A 19262-nucleotide genomic window follows, 5' to 3' on the forward strand; every position below is an offset into this window, starting at 1 on the left:
CCTAACCATGAGCATGCAGCAAAATACTTCCGCAACCGCAAGCCCGCAGCCGGGCTCGACCGTCGACGCCGCCGAGATCGCGAAATTCTCGAAACTTTCGGCCGAGTGGTGGGATCCCAACGGCAAGATGGCGCCGCTGCACCGGATCAACCCGCTACGGCTCGGCTACATCCGCGACGCCGCCTGCCGCAAGTTCGAGCGCAATGTGCGCAGCCTCAACTGCCTCGGCGGCCTGCGCGTGCTCGACATCGGCTGCGGCGCCGGCCTGTTGTGCGAGCCGCTGTCGCGCCTCGGTGCCCAGGTCATCGGCGTCGATCCCTCGGTCAGCAACATTGCCGCCGCGAAGCTGCATGCCGACAAGAGCCATCTGTCGATCGATTACCGCTGCACCACGGTCGAGGAGATCGACCCGCGCGAGCGCTTCGACATCGTGCTGGCGATGGAAGTGGTCGAGCACGTCGTCGATGTCGGCGTTTTCCTGAAGCGCTGCGCGGCGATGCTGAAGCCGAACGGGCTGATGGTGGTCTCGACGCTGAACCGGAACTGGAAGAGCTTTGCGCTCGCCATCGTCGGCGCCGAATATGTCCTGCGCTGGCTGCCGCGCGGCACCCACGAATGGAACAAGTTCGTCACCCCCGACGAGCTGGCGAAGTATCTTTTGGACAACCGTCTCGTCATCACCGAGCAGACCGGCGTCGTCTACTCACCCTTCGCCGACAAATGGACCCTCTCCTCCGACATGGACGTGAACTACATGGTCGTGGCGGAAGGGATGGTGTGATGTTCCGAGCTGGTCACTCACGGGCAGGTGTCGTCCCTGCGAACGCAGGGACCCATAACCACCGGCCGATCTAATTAAGACAGGCGCCCCGAGCATGTACTACGTCTACATCCTCGCCAGCCGCCACCACGGAACGCTCTACATCGGCATCACCAACTCGCTCCAGAAGCGGTTGGAAGAGCACCGGACCGGCAAGGGCTCGAAATTCGTTAAGCGTTACGACGTGTACCGGCTCGTCTACACCGAGGCTTTCGAGCGAGCGGAAGAGGCGATTGCCCGCGAAAAGCAGCTGAAACGCTGGAAACGCGACTGGAAGATCGAACTGATCGAGCGGGAAAATCCCGAGTGGCGTGACCTGGGCGATCTGCTGGTTTGACGGTGTGATGTTGCCAAGCAAGTGCTGTCGTCCCTGCGAACGCAGGGACCCATACCGCGGAATCTGTCGGTAGCGGCGCGGTGGTAGACGTGCGGGTCGGCAGTCTTCGCCACACTTCTCCCTGGGGGTATGGGTCCCTGCGTTCGCAGGGACGACACCGAATTTGTTGCGTGAGCATCGCTCCTATGATCTGGGCGTGATTGACCTGCTTCGCCGCTAACGGCAGGTTGGCCAAAGTCTTCAGCCCTCCGCCTCATTTCCACCCATGCTCACCATCGCCAGCCTCTGGATTCCCTTTACCGTCATTGCTGCGCTCGGCCAGGTCGCGCGCAATGCGATGCAGCGGTCGCTGACGAAGCCGCTGGGGACCTGGGGCGCGACCAATATCCGCTTCCTGTTCGGCTTCCCGTTCTCGCTGCTGTTTCTGGGCGTGGTGCTGGTGGCAACCGGTGATCACCTCGGCATGCCGCCGACCGTGTTCTGGCCCTGGCTGCTGCTCGGGGCGCTCAGCCAGATCGTCGCCACCGGGCTGATGCTGCTCGCGATGAACGATCGCTCCTTCGTGGTGACGACGGCCTACCTGAAGACCGAGGCGATCCAGACCGCGATTTTCGGCTTCGTGTTCCTCGGCGATCATCTGACCTGGCTGAAGGTATTGGCGATCGTGATCGCGACCGTCGGCGTCGTCATCACCGCACTTCGGCCCGGCGGCGAGAAGAGCTTTGCGGAATTGAGGCCGACCATCACGGGCCTCGTTGCAGCCGCGGCGTTCGCGCTCTCAGCCGTTGGCTTCCGCGGCGCCATCATCAACGTGCCTGACGTCTCCTTCGTGACGGCGGCGTCGTTCACACTGGTGCTCGGCCTGTTCGTGCAGACGCTGATCCTGACCATCTATCTGCTCTGGCGCGCGCCAAAGGTGCTCCAGTCGATCCTGGGATTGTGGAAGCCGTCGCTGCTCGCCGGCTTCATGGGCGCCTTCGCCTCGCAGTTCTGGTTCCTGGCTTTCGCGCTGACGGCCGCCGCCAATGTCCGCACGCTCGCTTTGATCGAGGTGCTGTTCGCGCAAGGCGTGGCGTACTACTCGTTCAAGCAGCCGATCGCGCCGCGCGAGATCTTTGGTATCGCGCTGATCGTGGTTGGAGTCGCGTTGCTGGTGGGAGTCTGACGCGCTTCGCGCGTCAGTTCCGGTCTTCCGGCAGCGTCGGCAGCGGTGACACCTCGATGCCTTCGTCGATCAGCGACTTGGCCTCGTCGGGCGAAGCCTCGCCATAGATCGGGCGGTGCTCCTTGTCGCCGTAATGCATCGCGCGGGCTTCGTTCGCAAAGCGCTCGCCGACATTGTCGGCGTGCTTGACGATGTGATCGCGCAGCTCCTTGAGCTTGGCGCGCAACTCGCGCTCCTGCGCCATCATCAGCGAGGTCGGTCCCGACGGCGCAGCCTCGGGCGCTGGCGTTGAGGCCGGCTCCGGCGGCGGCGTCGCCCGTCCGCGGCCCTTCTTGCCGATGATCCGCGGGGCCATGATCGCCTTCTCGACCTTGGCCGAGCCGCAGATCGGGCAAGTCACGAGCTTGCGCTTCACCTGCGAATCATAAGCCGACGAGCTCTGGAACCAGCTTTCGAATGCGTGGCTTTGGTCGCAGTGGAGCGCGTAGCGGATCATGCCGATCCCCGCACGAGGTGGAGATGGTCCGGCCCGGCCTTGGGATCGGCGACGCCGAAGCGGCGGCCGTGCTGGAGCGAGGGGATCGCGCGGCGGGCGGTCTCGACCTTGGCCGGGTCGATCTTGGCCATGATGATGCCGGGCTCGACATCGCCCTCGGCGAGGATCTCGCCCCAGGGGTCGATGATCAGCGAGTGACCATAGGTCTCGCGCTTGTTCTCGTGCAGGCCGGCCTGCGCCGCCGCGAAGATGAAGCAGCCGGTCTCGATCGCGCGTGAGCGCAGCAGGATGTGCCAGTGCGCCTCGCCGGTCTTGCGGGTGAAGGCCGAGGGCACGGTGATGAAATACGCGCCGCTCTCGGCCAGCGCGCGGTAGAGCGCGGGGAAGCGCACGTCGTAGCAGATCGTCAGCCCGACGCGGCCCCAGGGCAGGTCGGAGATCACGGCGGTCTCGCCCGGCTGGTAGTTGGCGGATTCGCGATAGCTCTCGCCGTCCGGCAACTCGATGTCGAACATGTGGATCTTGTCGTAGCTCGCGAGCACATTGCCCTCGGGCCCGATCAGGAAGGACCGATTGACCGCCTTCTCCGGCGAGAAGCGCAGCGCCAGCGATCCGACATGGATGTGGATCTTCAGCTCGGCCGCGAGCGCGCGATAGGCCCTCAGCGAGGTGTCGTCCTCTTCGCTCTGGAGGTGCTCGAACAGCGCCGTGCGGTTGAGCTGCATCATATTGCTGACTTCGGGCGTCTGCACGTAGTCGGCGCCATCGGCCGCAGCCTGCCGGATCAGCCTGGTGGCCTGCGCGAGGCTGGGCTCCGGCATCAGGCCGGTGCGCATCTGCACCATCGCGGCGGTGAAGGTGCGATCTTGAGCTTGATCCTGGCTCATGACACCGCCTTTACGCTTTCGAGCAGGCCGTCGAGCTTGCCCTCGCGGTCGAGCGCATAGAGCTCGTCGCAACCGCCGACATGGGTTCCGCCGATCCAGATCTGCGGGAAAGTCGAGCCCCCGCCGGCGCGGTCGTACATCTCTTCGCGCCAGGACGGGTTCTTGGCGATGTCGAACTCCGTGAAGGTCGCCTTCTTGCGGGTCAGCAGCGATTTGGCGGCGGAACAATAGCCACAGCCCGGCCTGGTGTAGATTTCGACAGCGTCGGTCATGTCGTCTGGCGCTCTCATGTCATGAAGTCATTGAATTATATGGGACGGGGGCCGCTCTCGACAACCCGGGCGAAGACCAGCACGTCCACCTGGGCCGCCTTGGCACGGAGCAGGGCTCGCGCACAGGCGTCCAGCGTCGCCCCCGAGGTCAGGACATCGTCGATCAGGACGATGCGACGGCCCTGGATGTCCGCCTGGCGGTCGGGGGATACCTGAAATGCGCCCTGCACATTGGTGGCGCGCTGGGTCCGCGACAGGCCGATCTGCTGCTCGGTCGCGCGCACCCGGCGCAGCACGTCGCCGCGCACCCTGACACCGCTCTGCCGCGCGATGATGCGCGCCAGCGCCCCGGACTGGTTGTAGCGGCGGCGCCATGCCCGGCGCCAATGCAGGGGAACGGGCACCAGCATGTCGGCTCCGGTGAGCAGTTCGGCGCCCGCGCGCGCCATCCAGCGGCCCATGGCCGGCGCCAGATCGGTACGGTCCTGGTATTTCAGCGCATGCACCAGCGTGCGCGCGACGTCGTCATAGCGCACCGCCGCGCGTGCACGCTGGTAGGCCGGCGGGCTCGCGATCGCCTCCATCGACAGCATCTCGGGGCCGGGATCATAGACGAAGGGAATGCCGAGCCGCGGGCAATAGGGCCGTTCGATGAACGACAGCCGCGCCCAGCAGGCCGCGCAGACGCCCTCGCCATCGACCGGCTCGCGGCAGGACACGCACAGCGTCGGCAGCGCAATGTCAAGCGCGAGCCGTGCGGCGCGTGACAGCACGTGGCGGCCGGCCGTCCACGCGGCACGCAACGGCGCACTCAAGTGACTCAGTCTCGTGCCCCGGACGCAGCGCAGCAGCGCTAAGAGCGCTGCTGCGCGTCCGGGACACGAGAGAGGAGATTGCCATGGCGGTCGTGATCGGCGTAACCAGCGGCATGGCCCAGAACCCGCAAATCCCGCCCGCTCTGTTCGATCGCGCATTGCTGCATGCGCGGCAGCGGCGCGCACATGCGCAGGGCAAGGCGACATTCCTGCTCGATCGCGTTGCAGAGGACATGACCGACCGGCTGGCCGCCGTGATGCGGGAGTTTCATGCTGCGGCCGATCTCTGGACGCCCGGAGAGGGGCTCACGGGGCCGCCATCACTTCGGCGGATCGCGCTCGACGAAGCGGGCGCGGAAAAACTGCCCTTTGCCCCGGAAAGTCTCGACCTCGTCGTCTCGGCGCTGGCGCTGCAATTCGTCAACGACCTGCCGGGCGTGTTCGCGCAGATCCGCCGTGCGCTGAAGCCCGATGGTCTGCTGCTCGCCGCGATGATCGGAGGCGACAGTTTAACGGAGCTGCGGCAGGCCTTTGCCGCGGCGGAGGCCGAATGCGAGGGCGGCGTGTCGCCGCGCGTGGCCCCGTTCGCGGATTTGCGCGACATCGGCGCGCTGTTGCAGCGCGCAGGCTTTGCGCTTCCGGTCACCGATGTCGACCGTGTCGTGGTGCGCTACGCCAATGCGTTTGCGCTGATGCAGGATCTCCGCCGCATGGGCGCGGCCAATGTGCTGATCGAGCGGCGGCGCACGCCGACGCCCCGCGCGACGCTGCTGCGCATGGCCGAAATCTACGCCGAACGCTTTGCCGATGCCGACGGCCGCATCCGTGCGACATTCGACATCATCTGGCTCTCCGGCTGGGCCCCGCATGCGAGCCAGCAGCAGCCGCTCAAGCCGGGGTCGGCGAAAGCGAGCCTGGCGGAGGCGGTGAAGAAGGCGGGGAAAGAGTAATCCTCATGGTGAGGAGGCGCGTCAGCGCCTAGCGGACGATGCTTCGCATCGCCGCGAGAACCATGCAGGCCCTGCTGTTGCCGTGTGGCCATCCTTCGAGACGCGCGTGCCGCGCTCCTCAGGATGAGGTCCGGCCTCACATCAGCAAATCAATGAGATGCGGGATCAGCGGGATGTCCGCGGGCGGCATCGGGTAGTCGCGCAGCTTGTTGGCGCGGACCCAGGCCAGGGTCTGGCCTTCGCGCGGGGTGACCAGCCCCTCCCAGCGCCGGCAGATGTAAAGCGGCATCAGCAGGTGAAAGGTCTCGTAGCCGTAGCTCGCAAAGGTCAGCGGCGCCAGGCACGGTTCGGCGACGGTGATGCCGAGCTCTTCATGCAGCTCGCGGATCAGGCTCTGCTCCGGCCGCTCGCCGGGCTCGAGCTTGCCGCCGGGGAATTCCCAGAGGCCCGCAAGCGTCTTGCCCTCCGGGCGCTGCGCGATCAGGACGCGCTTGTCGGCGTCGACGAGCGCGCAGGCCACCACCAGTGTCAGTTTGAGATCGGCCATCGGCGTCCGCTTAAGACCTGTAGTCCCCGTTGATCGCGACATATTCCTTGGTGAGGTCGCAGGTCAGCACGCGGTCGCGGCCCTTGCCGAGGCCGAGCGAGACCTTGATCGCGATCTCCGGCGCCTTCATCGCCTCCGACACCTGCTTCTCGTCATAGGACGGATCGCGCGTGCCGCTCTTGGCGACGCGGATGCCGTTGAAGGAGATCGAGAGCTTGTCGCGATCGGCCGGCTCGCCGGCCTTGCCGACCGCCATCACCACGCGGCCCCAATTGGCGTCCTCGCCGGCGATTGCGGTCTTGACCAGCGGCGAGTTGGCAATCGACATCGCGATCTTGCGCGCCGAGGCCTTGGTCTTGGCGCCCTCGACGGTGATCTCGACCAGCTTTCGCGCGCCTTCGCCGTCGCGGGCGACCTGCTCGGAGAGATTGGCGAGCACCTGGTTGAAGGCCTTGACGAAGGCCTTCAGGCGGGGATCGCTGGCCCGGCTGATCTTTGGCGCGCCGTGCTCGGCGGCGGCGCCGGTGGCGAAGGCCAGCAGCGTGTCCGAGGTCGAGGTGTCGCCGTCGATCGTCACCGCGTTGAAGGTGTCCTCGACGCCGGCCTTGAGCAGCGCTTGCAGGGCGGCCGGCGCGATCGGCGCGTCGGTGAAGATGAAGGACAGCATCGTCGCCATGTCGGGGGCGATCATGCCGGCGCCCTTGGCCATGCCGTTGATGGTAACCTTGGCCTTGCCGAGCTTGACGGTCGCGGTCGCGACCTTCGGGAAGGTGTCGGTGGTCATGATCGCCTTGGCCGCGGCGAGATAGTCGCCGGACTCGGCCGTCTCGGCCAGCCGGCCAAGCACACCGTCGAACTTGGTCGCGTCCAGCGGCTCGCCGATCACGCCGGTCGAGGCCAGGAAGATCTCACCCTCGCTGCATCCGACCGCCTTGGCCGCGATCTTCGCGGTCAGTGCGGTGGAGCTGCGGCCGGTCTTACCGGTGAAGGCATTGGCGTTGCCGGAATTCACCACCAGCGCGCGCGCCTTGCCGCCCTTCAGCTTGGCGCGGCACCATTCCACCGGTGCGGAGGGGCATTTCGACCTGGTGAAGACGCCCGCGACCGCGGTGCCCTTGTCCATCACCGCCAGCAGCACGTCGGTGCGGTTCTTGTAGCGGATGCCGGCTTCGGCCGTCGCAAGACGGACACCCGCGATCACGGGCATGTCGGGGACAGTTTTGGGGGCGAGCGGGGAGACGGAGGAGGACATCGGGGCGCCTTGGTGAGGTCTGGATATGCAGATGGCCGGGCATTTGCCCGGCCATTGCGACGTTAGATACTATTGGCGTCCGCGAAGTGACAGCGAATTCTTACTTCTTCGCGGGGGGCGCCATCTTGCTGTCGGACGGCTTGGCAGGGTCGGCCGGCTTGGCATCCGGCTTGGCATCCGCCGCGGGCTGGTCCAGCCGCTCGACCTTGGCTTCAGTGCGGAGCTTGGCGACGAAGTCGGCCTGGGCCTTGCGGGTGACGTAGCTCTCGATCTGGGCCTTGACCTGCTCGAAGTCCGGCGCCTTGCGGCTGCGCTTTTCCTCGACCTTGATGATGTGCCAGCCGAACTGCGACTTCACGGGATCGGAGATCTTGCCTGGCTCCAGCGCGAAGGCCACGGCCGAGAATTCCGGCACCATCTGCTCCTTGGTGAAGAAGCCGAGGTCGCCGCCATCGGCGGAGCCCGGATCCTTGGACTTCTTCTTGGCGAGCTCGGCGAAATCGGCGCCCTTGTCGAGCTCGGCCTTCACCGCCTTGGCCTCGTCCTCGGTCTCGACCAGGATGTGGCGGGCGCGTACCTCCTGCTCGCCGGTGATCTGCTTGGAGGCCTCCTCATAGACCTTCTTCATGGCGTCGGGGGTGTTGGCGGCCTTGCCCTCGTTGGCGAGCAGGCTATCCATCAGCAGGCGGTTGCGGGCGAACGCCAGGCGCTTCTTGAACTCCTCGCTGTCGGCAACCTTCTTGTCCTCGGCAGCCTTGCTGACGATTTTCATGTCGATCAGGAAGGACAGGACGTTCTCGTCCTTGGTCGCCGGGTCCATCTGGGCGAGGCTCGCCCCGAGTTCCTCCTCGGCCATGGCGACGTCGCTCTTCTTGATTTCCGCGCCATTGACCTTCGCCAGCACCGGATCGTCGGCGGCCCGGCCGGGACCCGCGATCAGCGCCAGCGCAAGGCAGCCCACGAGGGCGGTGGCGAGGCCGAAGCGCAGGCCGGTTTTGGTTACCGGGAACGAGGTGGTCATGGAAAATCCTTTTGTTGAAGCAGGGGGCTGCTCGAAGCGGGCGGACACTCGCCTAATTCAGGGGGCCTTGGCAACGCGAAAAGTCTGTCAAAATGATGAATTAGCCGCAATGCGCCCGCCGTTGACAAGGCCCTGACCGGGCCATATCTCTGCCCGGTCGCGACCATGGCGATGGCGTTTATTTTGCTGCGTTTTTGGCCGTTGAACCCAGACTTGCCCAATTCCCACCCATATGGCGGATGACCCCCCGCAGTCCGGGCTCTGGCGCCATCAGGCGTCACGGTGAGTTGATAGGCAGGGGGGTGACAACTTCTTGGCTGCAACGCGGTTGAATCGCGAACACAGGAACTAGGCATGATCGGCGCGCTCGCCCGCAAGTTTTTCGGCTCCGCCAACGACCGGCGGGTGAAGGGATACCAGTCCCGCGTCAACGCGATCAACGCGCTGGAGCCGGAGGTTTCGAAACTCTCCGACGAGGCGCTGAAGGCCCGTACCGCCGAATTCAAGAAGCAGCTCGCCGAGGGCAAGACGCTCGACGATCTGCTGGTGCCGGCCTTCGCCACCGTGCGCGAAGCCGCCAAGCGCACGCTCGGCCAGCGGCATTTCGACGTGCAGCTGATCGGCGGCATCGTGCTGCACGAGGGCGACATCGCCGAGATGAAGACCGGCGAAGGCAAGACGCTGGTCGCAACGCTCGCGGTGTACCTCAACGCGCTCGCGGGCAAAGGCGTCCACGTCGTCACCGTCAACGACTACCTCGCCCGCCGCGACTCCGGCTGGATGGGTCAGATCTACGGCTTCCTCGGCATGACCACCGGCGTGATCGTGCACGGCCTGGACGATGCCGAGCGCAAGACGGCCTATGCCTGTGACATCACCTACGGCACCAACAACGAATACGGCTTCGACTATCTGCGCGACAACATGAAGTACCGGCTCGAGGACATGGTCCAGCGGCCGCACTTCTACGCCATCGTCGACGAGGTCGACTCCATCCTGATCGACGAAGCGCGCACGCCGCTGATCATCTCCGGCCCGCTCGACGACCGTTCGGACTTCTACAATACCATCGACGGCTTCCTGCCCAAGCTCGACAAGACCGATTACGAGGTCGACGAGAAGCAGCGTACGGTGACGCTGACCGAAGGCGGCATGGAGAAGATCGAGACGTTGCTGCGCGACGCCGGCCAGCTCAAGGGCGAGTCGCTCTACGACGTCGAGAACGTTTCCGTCGTGCACCACATCAACCAGGCGCTGCGCGCCCACACCCTGTTCACGCGCGACAAGGACTACATCGTCCGCGACGACGAGGTCGTCATCATCGACGAGTTCACCGGACGCATGATGGCCGGCCGGCGCTATTCGGAAGGCCTGCACCAGGCGCTTGAAGCCAAGGAGCATGTCCAGGTCCAGCCGGAAAACCAGACGCTGGCCTCGATCACCTTCCAGAACTATTTCCGGATGTACGAAAAGCTCGCCGGCATGACCGGCACGGCGCTGACCGAAGCCGACGAATTGTTCGACATCTACAAGCTCGAGGTCGTGGAAATCCCGACCAACCTCGCAGTCGCCCGTCTGGACGAGGACGACGAGGTCTATCGCACCCAGAACGAGAAATACGCCGCGATCCTGGCCGAGATCGAGCGCGCCAATGCGCGGCTGCAGCCGGTGCTGGTCGGCACCGCCTCGATCGAAAAATCGGAAGTGATCGCCGAATACCTCAAGAAGCACGGCTACCGGCAGATCGATTTCGGCAACGAGAACTCGATGCAGAAGCTGTACGCCGCGGCCCGCGCCGGCAAGCCGGCAAAGCTGTTCGCGGTGCTGAACGCGCGCTTCCACGAGCAGGAAGCCTATATCGTCGCGGAAGCCGGCGTGCCCGGCGCGATCACGATCGCCACCAACATGGCCGGCCGCGGTACCGACATCAAGCTCGGCGGCTCGCTCGAGATGCGGATCCAGCAGGAGACTGCGGGCATCGAGGACGAGGCCGAGAAGGCGAAGAAGATCGAGCAGATCAAGGCCGACATCGAGCACTTCCGCGACATCGTGCTGAAGGCCGAGGAAGAGGTCGAGATCGAGCCGGCGAAGGGTAGCAAGCCCGCCAAGACCGTGAAGAAGCCCGGCGGCCTCTACATCATGGGATCCGAGCGTCACGAATCCCGCCGCATCGACAACCAGCTGCGCGGCCGTTCCGGCCGTCAGGGCGACCCCGGCCGCTCGAAGTTCTTCCTGTCGCTGGAAGACGATCTGATGCGCATCTTCGGCTCGGATCGCCTCGACAGCATGCTGCAGCGTCTCGGCCTCAAGGAAGGCGAGGCGATCATCCATCCCTGGATCAACAAGGCGCTGGAGAAGGCGCAGCAGAAGGTCGAGGCGCGCAACTTCGACATCCGCAAGAACCTGCTCAAGTTCGACAACGTCCAGAACGACCAGCGCAAGGTGATCTTCGACCAGCGCGTCGACCTGATGAAGGACGAGAGCGTCGCCGAGACGATCTCCGACATGCGGCACGCCTTCATCGACGATCTCGTCGCCAAGCACGTGCCCGAGCATGCCTATGCCGAGCAGTGGGACGTGGCCGGCCTGAAGGAAGAGCTGAAGCGCGTGCTCGATCTCGACCTGCCGGTCGACGACTGGGCCAAGGAAGAGGGCATCGCCGACGAGGAGCTGCTCACCCGCATCGAGACCAAAGCCGAGGAGCACATGGCGGCCAAGGTCGGGCAATGGGGTCCCGACGTGATGCGTTACGTCGAGAAGACCATTTTGCTCCAGACGCTCGACCATCTCTGGCGCGAGCATCTGATCATGCTCGACCATCTGCGCCAGGTCATCGGCCTGCGTGGCTACGGCCAGCGCGATCCGTTGCAGGAGTACAAGACCGAGGCCTTCAATCTCTTCCAGGAGATGAGCGCGCATCTGCGCGAGGCCGTCACGGCGCAGCTGATGCGCGTCGAGATCGTCCCGCCGGAGCAGGAAGCTCCTGTCCTGCCGCAGATGGAAGCGCACAAGTTCGACCCGAACACCGGCGAGGACGAAATGGCGCTCGCCAGCGTCACGCTCGGTGCGCAGGCTTCCGATGCAGCTCTTCGCGATCCGAAGAACCCGGCAAGCTGGGGCAAGGTCGGCCGCAACGAGGATTGCCCGTGTGGCTCAGGCAAGAAGTACAAGCACTGTCACGGGCGGTACGCGTAAGGGCGCTGGCGAACGGTGGCTGTCGTGATGATGCAGATTCGTCACGACGGCCTTAAGTGGATAACTCCCTTGACGTCGCTGACAGCGCTCGCTGTCTTGTTGGCGATGGCGGTCTCAGCATCTGCCGAGGTCGATGCAGAACGATTCTTCCCCATATCGATCGGTTGCCCGGCCGGCTCGGCCGACGAGTTGTCTCTCGTGAGTGCGAACGCGGCTGGCCGATACACCCGAATGGCGATGAAGGGTAACAGGCTGACCCTTTCCGTTCGCCACCAAGGCACCGATTGGAAGTTTCGGACAAACTACGATGTTGCTGAAGACGAGATTGATCGCCGTCTGGAGGAGCGAACTCGAACGCTGCTCCGAAATTCTCTCCAGGCACTGCGGGATTTTGAAAAGGGACATTTGCGACGGCACGAAGGAGTACTTTGCCCGTTACCAGCAAATGCTGGCGGACAACCGCCGGATAACCGGAGCCAGGTGGCCAATTTCGGAATGATGGGAATGGAGGGCAAGCCTTGGGAATCCGCGGCGCGGTACAAAGCAGCTTGCCGTGGCGACGACTCATCCAGCTGCTTTTGATTTACCCGCGAGAGCCTCTGCAATCGTGTAGCGGCCATTGTCCTTTGCCTCGATCCGCTCCCGATGAAACGACACGATCTCGGCGAAAGGATGCTCGAGCTCTTCCGCGATCAGCTCGGTTGTCAACGCATCCGCGGCCTCCCAGCTCGACGCTCGCCTCAGCACGTCGAGCAGCAGCAACCGTGTGTCCATCGACCTGATCCTGTGTCCTGCTAGATGTGCAGCGGCCTTGAGGCGCAACGCGGTCGCCTCCGATAGCGCCTTCCGGTCGTCGGCGACCCAGGCCGCAGAGAGCGTACTCAGGAACGCCGCCCGCCGGTCGCCGCAGTGCACGTCGAAGGCGGCGCGGGCCAGAAAACGCCGCTCCACCGGATCGGGCGAGGGATCGGTCGAGGCGGCGCGGAATTCGGCGGTCTCGACGAAGGTCATTGCGCGTTCGTCTCCCTTCTCGAGATCGAAGGCCACGTAGCCGCAAAACGGGCACTCCTGCAGCCAAGTGTCGATTGTGGAGCGCTCCATTCCGGCCGATCGTTGATCGAGGTCGGGTGAGCCGAACGAGTTCGTGCTCATCAGGATGGTCTGCTCGGACGTCTTGCCGCAGCAATAGCAGCGCAGCCTCTTGGTGTCGTAGCTGGTCATCCTGAATGTTCCTCTATGCGCCCCATCGTTTCCTCGTGATGCCGCGAACCATCTCCGATGTACGGACGAGTCGCTCGACGAGATTGCCGCGACCGCGGTAGAGCACCTGCTTGTCCCCTGCCAAATCCCTGATCTCTTGCCGGACGGTCGGTTTGCCGGCGTCGAGGAAACGGCGCAGCACGTCGTGGCTGCGCTCCAGCAATGGCTCAGCCTCCATCGATCCGGCATCGGCATAGCCATGCGCGAGCTCGCTGAGAATCCAGAGCAGAGCCGCGGCATCGTCACCGTAGATGCGCTCGCAGATCGACAGCAGGCGCTTGAGGAGAGGGGCGGCGTGGTGAAACTGGCCGCTTTCCAGGCATGCGCGCGAAATCCTCTCCAACGTTCGTTGGACCTCCACGCTGTCCGGACCGGATTGCTCCTCGTAGATCGTGAGAGCCGCCTCGAACAGCACGCGTGCCCTGCGGATGCCTTCCGGCTCGTAGCGCGGCCGCTCGAATTGGCTCGATGAGATCAGCGTCACCGCGAGCGGGACCATCGCCGCGGCCGCCTCCTTGGTGGTCTCGCCAAAGGCGGCGTCCATCGCATCGAGATGTTGCTCGAGATAGCGGTCGGCCTGCTCCCGCTTGCGTTCGCGAAGGCAGATATCGATCAGGGTTCCGAGCGTCGGCACGACGTCTGCGCTGTGGGCGCCTTTCAAACGTTCCTTGATCGCGAGGCTGCGTTCGAGCAGCCTTCGTGCATCCGCCAGCCGATTGAGATTGAGATAGATCGAAGCAAGCGAGTCGCATTGGTCGCTGATGCGCCGATCGAATTCCCCCTGCGTGCTCGCCATGATGTCGAGCCGCTTCAGCAGGAACGGCTCGCGCGCCTTGAAGCTCATGGGGTGGCGCTGGCCGAGCCACCCGTCAATCCAGGGCAGGATCGACGCGGGTCCGCGCAGCGTCTCCCGAATCGCGAGGCAGCGCTCGAAATAGGGGACCGCGTCCTCCGATTCCTCATATTGGCAGATCAGGCCGGCGAGCGTGTCGAGCGCCACTGCGACCTCCTCGCTCGCCGCGCCGAACTTCTTCTCGAGTCCCGCAATGTGGACGAGATGTTTGTCGACCATGTGAGATGTCATGAAAGCAACGGCCTTGGAGGGTGAAGTCTCGGGTTCTATGCGCCGCCGCACTTCTCGATGGCGGATCGCCAGTTCGCGGCGTCGATGCGCGGCAGTCGATAGCTGTTCGGTCCCTGCGAAATGATCAACGGGTCCGCGCGCTCGATCACGTCCAGCAGGCGTGACTGCGCCTTCTGCCATCGCTTGCCGAACAGCTCCGGATCCTGCCGGGAAAAGCCGAGGTCCCATTGCACGAAACTCGTTTGGTCCGCGCCTTCAGGCTCTTCAAACTCACCATGCAGCGTCACGCGAGCACGAACCCTGCCTATGGCGATGGAAGCTTTGCCGGCCTTCTTTGCCGTGCCCGGATATTTGGCGTGCAGCCCGAACGCGCGGCCGCACCCGAGCTGGAACATCATCGCTCCGTTTTCCGCATAACTCAGCGAGGGAAGCTTGCGTGAATCGAATTCAAGCTTCCAGCCGTCGGCCCGGCCGAGGGCGGAAAGCAACAAAAGGAAGAACAACGCCATCAGGGCAATTGAGAGTGGCTGGCGAGCCTGTGACATCGTGGATCGGCCTGTGCGGGATATGAATTTCGGAGCTTTGCTGACGAGGCTCGGTTTGTCCATCGGCGACCAATTGATTGGGGGGCTGACGACGAGAGCGACTCATTTGGTTAGCGGCGCATCACGCTTGGGTTGTCATGCCTTATTCGGCTCGGCTTCAGGCCGAATGATTGCCTGCACAGGGGGCCGAACGCGCCGGCGGAAGCCAGAACGCCGGCGCCGACATTCGCGGGCTCGGCCCGAAAGCCCTTCACCCTTCCGCCCGGCCCGACGGTCGCGGTCACGTCGCAGAAGAAATCTTCGAGGCGCGCGCCATCGTCGTCGGGCCGTTCGGAAGCGGTCGTGGCCTTGAGCCGCCACTGATAGATTTGGCCGCCGCCGCTTGCCCCCGTGATATGATCAGGCGGCCCGTATGTCTGCATGAGTTCGACAATGCGGGCGCCGATCGGTGGATCGACGGGACTGCCCGCAGCCTGGCCGATCGATCCGAGCGCAGACGCGGCAAAAGCAGCTAGATAAAGGATGGGCCGGACGCGGTTAAAGCTCATGTCGTCCGCCTTCAATCTCGCAGTTTCGCGGCAGGCTTCAGCGTCCGCCCGATACGCCGCTCTCGCGATTTCGTGGAGGTGGTCCTGGTGAATAGCGGGGCGTGGCCCGATTTGCCGAGCCGCTGCTCCCGGCCGCGATCCCTGCAATCCCGATCGCCGCGCCCAGCAGATCGGCGGCGCTGATGCCGCTCGAGGAGCTCTCGCCGCCGCCGGTGTAGACCAGGTTGTGGCCGTGGACCGTGGTGCTACCGCAGGTGGCGCAGCAGTCCTCGCAACCATGCTTGTCGTCCGGACCAACGCCCCAGTAGGGGCTGGCGCTACCCGTCGCCCAAGCCCCAAAGCAGATTTTCTCGCCGGGCTGACAGCTCAAACGATACTTGTGCAGCTGCGAATCGTTCAAAGCGTAGGCTTCGCCTCCGCCCGGCCATTCATGATTGCGGCCCTGCGAGTAGAAGCTTGCCTGGATCCGGAACTTGTAGCTGCTTCTCAGAGCGAAGACGACGACGTTCGGACCGAAATCGCTCGACGCAGCTTCTGCCGGGCGCGGGGAGGGCCGCTTCGCATCTGATTCCATCTGCCGCATTTCCATCTCGAGCTTTGCGGCTTCCCGCTCGGTCCGGCGCCTGTCGTCGTCCTTCTGCCTCGCTTCGATGGCCTGCATCTCCGCGTTCAGCCTGGCGAGTTCGTCGGCGCTCTTGTCGCCCGGTGCCCGGCTCGATCCGCTCACGCCCGATTCGGGTGCCTGCCTGAGGCGGTCGCTGCGCATCTTTTCCAGGATCGCGGATTCCTTGGCATTGACCTGATCCTGAATCTGCTTCTGGCGCTCCTGGTCTCTGGCGATATCGGGCGGAACCGCGGGTTTCTTGCCCTGAAGCTCGTCGACTTTGTCACGCAGCGAATTCGGCGTGGCGCACACGCCGTTGTTCTTGGACGTCTGGACGAAATCCAGGTGCTGCCTTTCGCAATCGAGGCAGTTTCGATACAGGGAATCGAGCTCCGCAGAGATCATCTTGCAGGACCAGTTGGGTCCGAACTTCTGCTGGAGCGTCTCCGAACGTGCTGCGCCGGCGGCGACCGCCAGGACGGCGATCAGAACCCATCGTTTCAATTCGAACGTCCCTTTCACGTGCCACCCATCCAGGTCGCCGGTCGCTGACGCCCTCACGAAGAGGTCCTGGACAGTTCTGCGTGACCCCAGCCAAAATGCCAGCGATATTGCAATAGATTCGGCGGCGCTTAACCCAACGGGTTATGCGCCGCTAACGATACTGATGATGCTTGATCGCTTTGGAAAAGGAAAGATCGGTATGAAGCATGCGCCCGTGCGCGATCCCGTTTTCAACATTGCTGCGCTGCGGCGTCTTTGGCGCCGGGCGACGGTCGCTGGCGTACTGTATTTGCTGCTTGCGTCCACGCTATCTGCCCAAGCCCCGCCAGTCAGCAAGTGGGCCAAAATCACGGTTACCGGCTGCACGACTTTTACCAAGAACGGCAAGGTGGACTTCAAATCGCCATGCGCAACCGAGACTTTCTACCTCGGGATACTGGGCGATGGTTATCGCTTCAGCTTGCTCGAGAACAAAGTGAGCTGCGCAGCCAACGAAAAGCGTGTCATCCGAGCGAAGACTGACGGCGCTGATACAGTGGCCTTGATCGAAGCGGATTGTCGAACGTCGGCGGCGTCCTTCGCGATCAACTGGAGCCACACTTACAAGGGCGTCGAGGGAGGGTACAAATCCAGGGATGGTGGCCCGCTCTATTATATCCAGAAGCACTCGGGAGTGGTCGAAATCGAACGTCGCTCCGAATCGGATTGTAACGTCACTTCGCTTTCGAAGTCTCTCCGCACCGTCGTTCCCGAAGGATATGACTATGCGCAACGACCTTCGCCCGCGGAGCTCAAGGGTTGGGAATCTTCGTTCAAATCGCCTGTCTGCCGCCTCTACGACAGTGCCAAGGCGGCTTGCGGTCAGGACACATGCGATTGAACCAGGATGCAGCGCATGAGGCGGCTTTACCTCGGCGGGGCGGCCTCAGTCAGGAAATGGAATGGTGCCTCAAGGCGGGGTCCGTGACCGGACCAGCCGCCTCAGCGCTTCCCTTGCGTGAAATTCCACTCAATTCGAGCTGTCGATCAAACTCTCCAGCAGCCGCTTCAATTCGCTCGTCGACTTGTCGCCGTAGCTCTCCAGGATGTGCTCCTCCTGGTCCACTGCGAGCGAGTTGAGCTTCTTGCACAGCACCTTGCCGCGGTCGGAGATGAACATCAAAACCTTGCGGCGGTCGTTCGGGTCCTGCACGCGATAGACCAGCGTGTCGGAGACCATGCGGTCGATCATCTTGGTCAGCGTCGGATGATTGAGCAGCACCGCGTCTGCGAGTTCGCCCATCGAGTGGCCATCGCCGTCCGACAACACCTTAAGGATGCGCCACTGCTCGACGGGAACGCCTTCCTTGCTGAGGCGCAGTTCCAGCTGCCGGTTGATCTCCCGGTTGGCTTGCGCCAGCAGGTAGGCGAGGTGTTCGGTGATCGGGGAGTTCGGTTTTGCCACGGCTAAGACTTCGTCTTGACCCAAATGAGTGAATGTCTTGCAATCAATGCTGCATCTATATGCACTTCAATTGTTGAATATTCAATATTTTCAAAATAGGATGTTTGCCTAACAAAAGGGCGGATGCCGCGGCCGCCTGCTCATTGTGCTTTCAGGTCTGGTGCCAGACAGGAGTTGGCGTGCGCGCGACGGTAAACTTCCCGGCTCACGGCAGTCCGGCGATGCCGCCGTCCTTGCTGCTGAGGAATCTGTCGTCGTCGGGAGCCGATAGCTCGCTGTCGCCGGGCGATCATGCCTTCCGCAGGCGGCGTGGCGCGAACAAGCTGCGCATCGGCGGCTTCATCTGCTGCACGGGATCGCCGGGGGTGTGGGGCCCCTGCGCGACCAACAGCGCGCAGCTCGCCGTTGCCGAGATCAACAAGCGCGGCGGCATCCTCGGCCGCGAGATCGAGCTGTCGATCTACGACGCCGGCGGCCCGCTCGACGAGGTGCTGAACCGCGCCGAGCAGGCGATCGCGTTCGACGAAGTCGATCTCATCGTCGGGCTGCACACCAGCGCGGTCCGCGTCGGCTTGCGCGACGTCACCACGCGTCATCGCATCCCCTACATCTATACGCCGGTCTACGAAGGCGGCGAGCGCACGCCCGGCGTGATGGCGATCGGCGAGACGCCGCGCTGGCAGAGCCGGCCGTCGATCCACTGGCTTGCCGACGTCAAGAAGGCGTCGCGCTGGTATCTGATCGGCAGCGATTACGTCTGGCCCTGGCAGTCGCACCGCGCCGTGAAGAACTACATCAGGGAAACCGGAGGCCACGTCGTCGGCGAGGAGTTCGTCCCCCTCGGCGAGGACAATCACGAGCCGCACCTGGCGCGCATCCGTGCCGCGCGGCCCGATGTCGTGCTGATCTCGCTGATCGGCACCGACAGCGTCACCTTCAATCGTGCCTTCGGCGAATGCGGCCTCGGCGCCACGACGCTGCGGCTGGCGGGGGCCATGGACGAGACGGTGCTGCTCGGCATCGGCGCCGACAACAGCGAGAACATGTTCTGCGCCTCCGGCTATTTCTCGGGTATCGGCTCGCGGGCCAATGACGACTTCCAGATCCGCTATCGCGCGATGTTCGGGCCGAACGCCCCGCCGATCGGCTCGCTTGGCCAGTCCAGCTATGAAGGCCTGCGTTTCCTCGAAGCCGTGGCGAAAAAGGCAGGTTCGCTGTCCATGGCGCCCATGCTCGCGGCGGGCCGCAACATCGTTTACGGCGGCGCGCGCGGACCGGTTGTCGTTCGCAACGGCCACGCCCGCATGCAGATGTATCTCGCCGAGGCCGACGGCCTCGACTTCAAGCTGATCAAGCCGGTCTGAGCCTGCTGCGGCGATCCGGACAGCCGCATTTCAAAATAATACTTGAAAAGGAAAATATTTCCGCTTTGAATGTTTCAGCCAAGGCCGCTGGGCGCGTCGCGCCAATCGCGGCCGCGCGCAGGGACCGTACCAAGAAACTTCAGGAGAGCGCC

21 protein-coding genes are annotated in these 19262 nt (G+C 64.0%); 8 read left to right on the forward strand and 13 right to left on the reverse strand.

What is annotated here, in order from left to right:
• Positions 1-7 precede the first annotated feature (7 nt).
• The 3 genes from ubiG (at position 8) to OWC48_RS12260 (ending at position 2322) form a co-directional block, all read left to right on the forward strand.
• Positions 8-781: a bifunctional 2-polyprenyl-6-hydroxyphenol methylase/3-demethylubiquinol 3-O-methyltransferase UbiG gene (gene ubiG / locus OWC48_RS12250; protein ID WP_282520219.1), complete on the forward strand. Its 774-nt coding sequence runs from the start codon at positions 8-10 to the stop codon at positions 779-781.
• A gap of 94 nt (positions 782-875) precedes the next feature.
• Complete coding sequence (locus OWC48_RS12255; RefSeq protein ID WP_282520220.1) at positions 876-1157, forward strand: GIY-YIG nuclease family protein; 282 nt, start codon at positions 876-878, stop codon at positions 1155-1157.
• Positions 1158-1422: 265 nt separating this feature from the next.
• Positions 1423-2322: an EamA family transporter gene (locus OWC48_RS12260; protein WP_282520221.1), complete on the forward strand. Its 900-nt coding sequence runs from the start codon at positions 1423-1425 to the stop codon at positions 2320-2322.
• 13 nt (positions 2323-2335) lie between these two features.
• Here OWC48_RS12260 and OWC48_RS12265 read toward each other — a convergent pair whose 3' ends face one another.
• From OWC48_RS12265 to OWC48_RS12280, 4 genes are read right to left on the reverse strand one after another with little or no spacing between them, the layout of a single operon-like run.
• Positions 2336-2818: a DUF1178 family protein gene (locus OWC48_RS12265; RefSeq protein ID WP_071908489.1), complete on the reverse strand. Its 483-nt coding sequence runs from the start codon at positions 2816-2818 to the stop codon at positions 2336-2338.
• On the reverse strand, positions 2815-3705 hold the full coding sequence (locus OWC48_RS12270; RefSeq protein ID WP_282520222.1) for a carbon-nitrogen hydrolase family protein: 891 nt from the start codon (positions 3703-3705) through the stop codon (positions 2815-2817). Before OWC48_RS12270 ends, OWC48_RS12265 begins: the two co-directional genes overlap by 4 nt.
• A complete protein-coding gene (gene grxC / locus OWC48_RS12275; RefSeq protein WP_071908487.1) occupies positions 3702-3977 on the reverse strand; it encodes a glutaredoxin 3 in 276 nt (91 codons plus the stop codon). Before grxC ends, OWC48_RS12270 begins: the two co-directional genes overlap by 4 nt.
• Before the next feature lie 35 nt (positions 3978-4012).
• Positions 4013-4780, reverse strand: a complete 768-nt coding sequence (locus OWC48_RS12280) for a ComF family protein (protein ID WP_282520223.1) — start codon at positions 4778-4780, stop codon at positions 4013-4015.
• 95 nt (positions 4781-4875) lie between these two features.
• Here OWC48_RS12280 and OWC48_RS12285 point away from each other — a divergent pair, with 95 nt between their 5' ends.
• Positions 4876-5742: a methyltransferase domain-containing protein gene (locus tag OWC48_RS12285; RefSeq protein WP_282520224.1), complete on the forward strand. Its 867-nt coding sequence runs from the start codon at positions 4876-4878 to the stop codon at positions 5740-5742.
• Positions 5743-5878: 136 nt separating this feature from the next.
• Here the strand turns inward: OWC48_RS12285 and OWC48_RS12290 are convergent, their stop codons facing one another.
• The 3 genes from OWC48_RS12290 to OWC48_RS12300 all read right to left on the reverse strand — a co-directional run bounded on the left by OWC48_RS12290 (position 5879) and on the right by OWC48_RS12300 (position 8562).
• Entirely contained in the window at positions 5879-6289 is a 411-nt protein-coding gene (locus OWC48_RS12290) for a (deoxy)nucleoside triphosphate pyrophosphohydrolase (RefSeq protein WP_038959663.1), read from the reverse strand.
• A 10-nt stretch (positions 6290-6299) separates the two neighbouring features.
• Positions 6300-7541 carry a bifunctional glutamate N-acetyltransferase/amino-acid acetyltransferase ArgJ gene (argJ, locus tag OWC48_RS12295; RefSeq protein ID WP_282520225.1) on the reverse strand — a complete coding sequence of 414 codons (1242 nt, stop codon included), beginning with the start codon at positions 7539-7541 and terminating at the stop codon, positions 6300-6302.
• 100 nt (positions 7542-7641) lie between these two features.
• Entirely contained in the window at positions 7642-8562 is a 921-nt protein-coding gene (locus OWC48_RS12300; RefSeq protein ID WP_282520226.1) for a peptidylprolyl isomerase, read from the reverse strand.
• A 354-nt stretch (positions 8563-8916) separates the two neighbouring features.
• On the opposite strand from OWC48_RS12300, the gene secA reads away from it, so the two are divergent.
• Both secA and OWC48_RS12310 read left to right on the forward strand, forming a co-directional pair.
• Positions 8917-11757, forward strand: a complete 2841-nt coding sequence (gene secA / locus OWC48_RS12305) for a preprotein translocase subunit SecA (protein ID WP_282520227.1) — start codon at positions 8917-8919, stop codon at positions 11755-11757.
• A gap of 69 nt (positions 11758-11826) precedes the next feature.
• Positions 11827-12339, forward strand: a complete 513-nt coding sequence (locus tag OWC48_RS12310; RefSeq protein WP_282520228.1) for a hypothetical protein — start codon at positions 11827-11829, stop codon at positions 12337-12339.
• Here OWC48_RS12310 and OWC48_RS12315 read toward each other — a convergent pair.
• The 5 genes from OWC48_RS12315 to OWC48_RS12335 form a co-directional block, all read right to left on the reverse strand.
• Entirely contained in the window at positions 12322-12978 is a 657-nt protein-coding gene (locus OWC48_RS12315; RefSeq protein WP_282520229.1) for a hypothetical protein, read from the reverse strand. The genes OWC48_RS12310 and OWC48_RS12315 overlap by 18 nt on opposite strands.
• A 13-nt stretch (positions 12979-12991) precedes the next feature.
• Positions 12992-14089, reverse strand: a complete 1098-nt coding sequence (locus tag OWC48_RS12320; protein WP_282520230.1) for a tetratricopeptide repeat protein — start codon at positions 14087-14089, stop codon at positions 12992-12994.
• 47 nt (positions 14090-14136) lie between these two features.
• Positions 14137-14610 (reverse strand): hypothetical protein, encoded by a 474-nt coding sequence (locus tag OWC48_RS12325; RefSeq protein ID WP_282520231.1) that lies wholly within the window; start codon positions 14608-14610, stop codon positions 14137-14139.
• A 146-nt stretch (positions 14611-14756) separates the two neighbouring features.
• Complete coding sequence (locus OWC48_RS12330; RefSeq protein ID WP_282520232.1) at positions 14757-15209, reverse strand: hypothetical protein; 453 nt, start codon at positions 15207-15209, stop codon at positions 14757-14759.
• 22 nt (positions 15210-15231) lie between these two features.
• Complete coding sequence (locus tag OWC48_RS12335) at positions 15232-16203, reverse strand: hypothetical protein (protein WP_282520233.1); 972 nt, start codon at positions 16201-16203, stop codon at positions 15232-15234.
• 1 nt (position 16204) lies between these two features.
• On the opposite strand from OWC48_RS12335, the gene OWC48_RS12340 reads away from it, so the two are divergent.
• Complete coding sequence (locus OWC48_RS12340; RefSeq protein WP_282520234.1) at positions 16205-17182, forward strand: hypothetical protein; 978 nt, start codon at positions 16205-16207, stop codon at positions 17180-17182.
• Between the two features lie 129 nt (positions 17183-17311).
• Here the strand turns inward: OWC48_RS12340 and OWC48_RS12345 are convergent, their stop codons facing one another.
• Entirely contained in the window at positions 17312-17746 is a 435-nt protein-coding gene (locus OWC48_RS12345) for a MarR family winged helix-turn-helix transcriptional regulator (protein ID WP_014490415.1), read from the reverse strand.
• 179 nt (positions 17747-17925) lie between these two features.
• Here OWC48_RS12345 and OWC48_RS12350 point away from each other — a divergent pair, with 179 nt between their 5' ends.
• Entirely contained in the window at positions 17926-19110 is a 1185-nt protein-coding gene (locus tag OWC48_RS12350; RefSeq protein WP_282520235.1) for a substrate-binding domain-containing protein, read from the forward strand.
• Positions 19111-19262: the final 152 nt, after the last annotated feature.

Source organism: Bradyrhizobium sp. Arg816, assembly GCF_029989365.1.
In the GTDB taxonomy this organism is placed as follows: domain Bacteria; phylum Pseudomonadota; class Alphaproteobacteria; order Rhizobiales; family Xanthobacteraceae; genus Bradyrhizobium.

Coding starts and splice junctions, on each gene's coding strand:
- ubiG (WP_282520219.1), top strand. CDS start 8: ATGAGCATGCAGCAAAATACTTCCGCAACCGCAAGCCCGCAGCCGGGC.
- OWC48_RS12255 (WP_282520220.1), top strand. CDS start 876: ATGTACTACGTCTACATCCTCGCCAGCCGCCACCACGGAACGCTCTAC.
- OWC48_RS12260 (WP_282520221.1), top strand. CDS start 1,423: ATGCTCACCATCGCCAGCCTCTGGATTCCCTTTACCGTCATTGCTGCG.
- OWC48_RS12265 (WP_071908489.1), bottom strand. CDS start 2,818: ATGATCCGCTACGCGCTCCACTGCGACCAAAGCCACGCATTCGAAAGC.
- OWC48_RS12270 (WP_282520222.1), bottom strand. CDS start 3,705: ATGAGCCAGGATCAAGCTCAAGATCGCACCTTCACCGCCGCGATGGTG.
- grxC (WP_071908487.1), bottom strand. CDS start 3,977: ATGACCGACGCTGTCGAAATCTACACCAGGCCGGGCTGTGGCTATTGT.
- OWC48_RS12285 (WP_282520224.1), top strand. CDS start 4,876: ATGGCGGTCGTGATCGGCGTAACCAGCGGCATGGCCCAGAACCCGCAA.
- OWC48_RS12290 (WP_038959663.1), bottom strand. CDS start 6,289: ATGGCCGATCTCAAACTGACACTGGTGGTGGCCTGCGCGCTCGTCGAC.
- argJ (WP_282520225.1), bottom strand. CDS start 7,541: ATGTCCTCCTCCGTCTCCCCGCTCGCCCCCAAAACTGTCCCCGACATG.
- OWC48_RS12300 (WP_282520226.1), bottom strand. CDS start 8,562: ATGACCACCTCGTTCCCGGTAACCAAAACCGGCCTGCGCTTCGGCCTC.
- secA (WP_282520227.1), top strand. CDS start 8,917: ATGATCGGCGCGCTCGCCCGCAAGTTTTTCGGCTCCGCCAACGACCGG.
- OWC48_RS12315 (WP_282520229.1), bottom strand. CDS start 12,978: ATGACCAGCTACGACACCAAGAGGCTGCGCTGCTATTGCTGCGGCAAG.
- OWC48_RS12320 (WP_282520230.1), bottom strand. CDS start 14,089: ATGGTCGACAAACATCTCGTCCACATTGCGGGACTCGAGAAGAAGTTC.
- OWC48_RS12325 (WP_282520231.1), bottom strand. CDS start 14,610: ATGGCGTTGTTCTTCCTTTTGTTGCTTTCCGCCCTCGGCCGGGCCGAC.
- OWC48_RS12335 (WP_282520233.1), bottom strand. CDS start 16,203: ATGATCTCTGCGGAGCTCGATTCCCTGTATCGAAACTGCCTCGATTGC.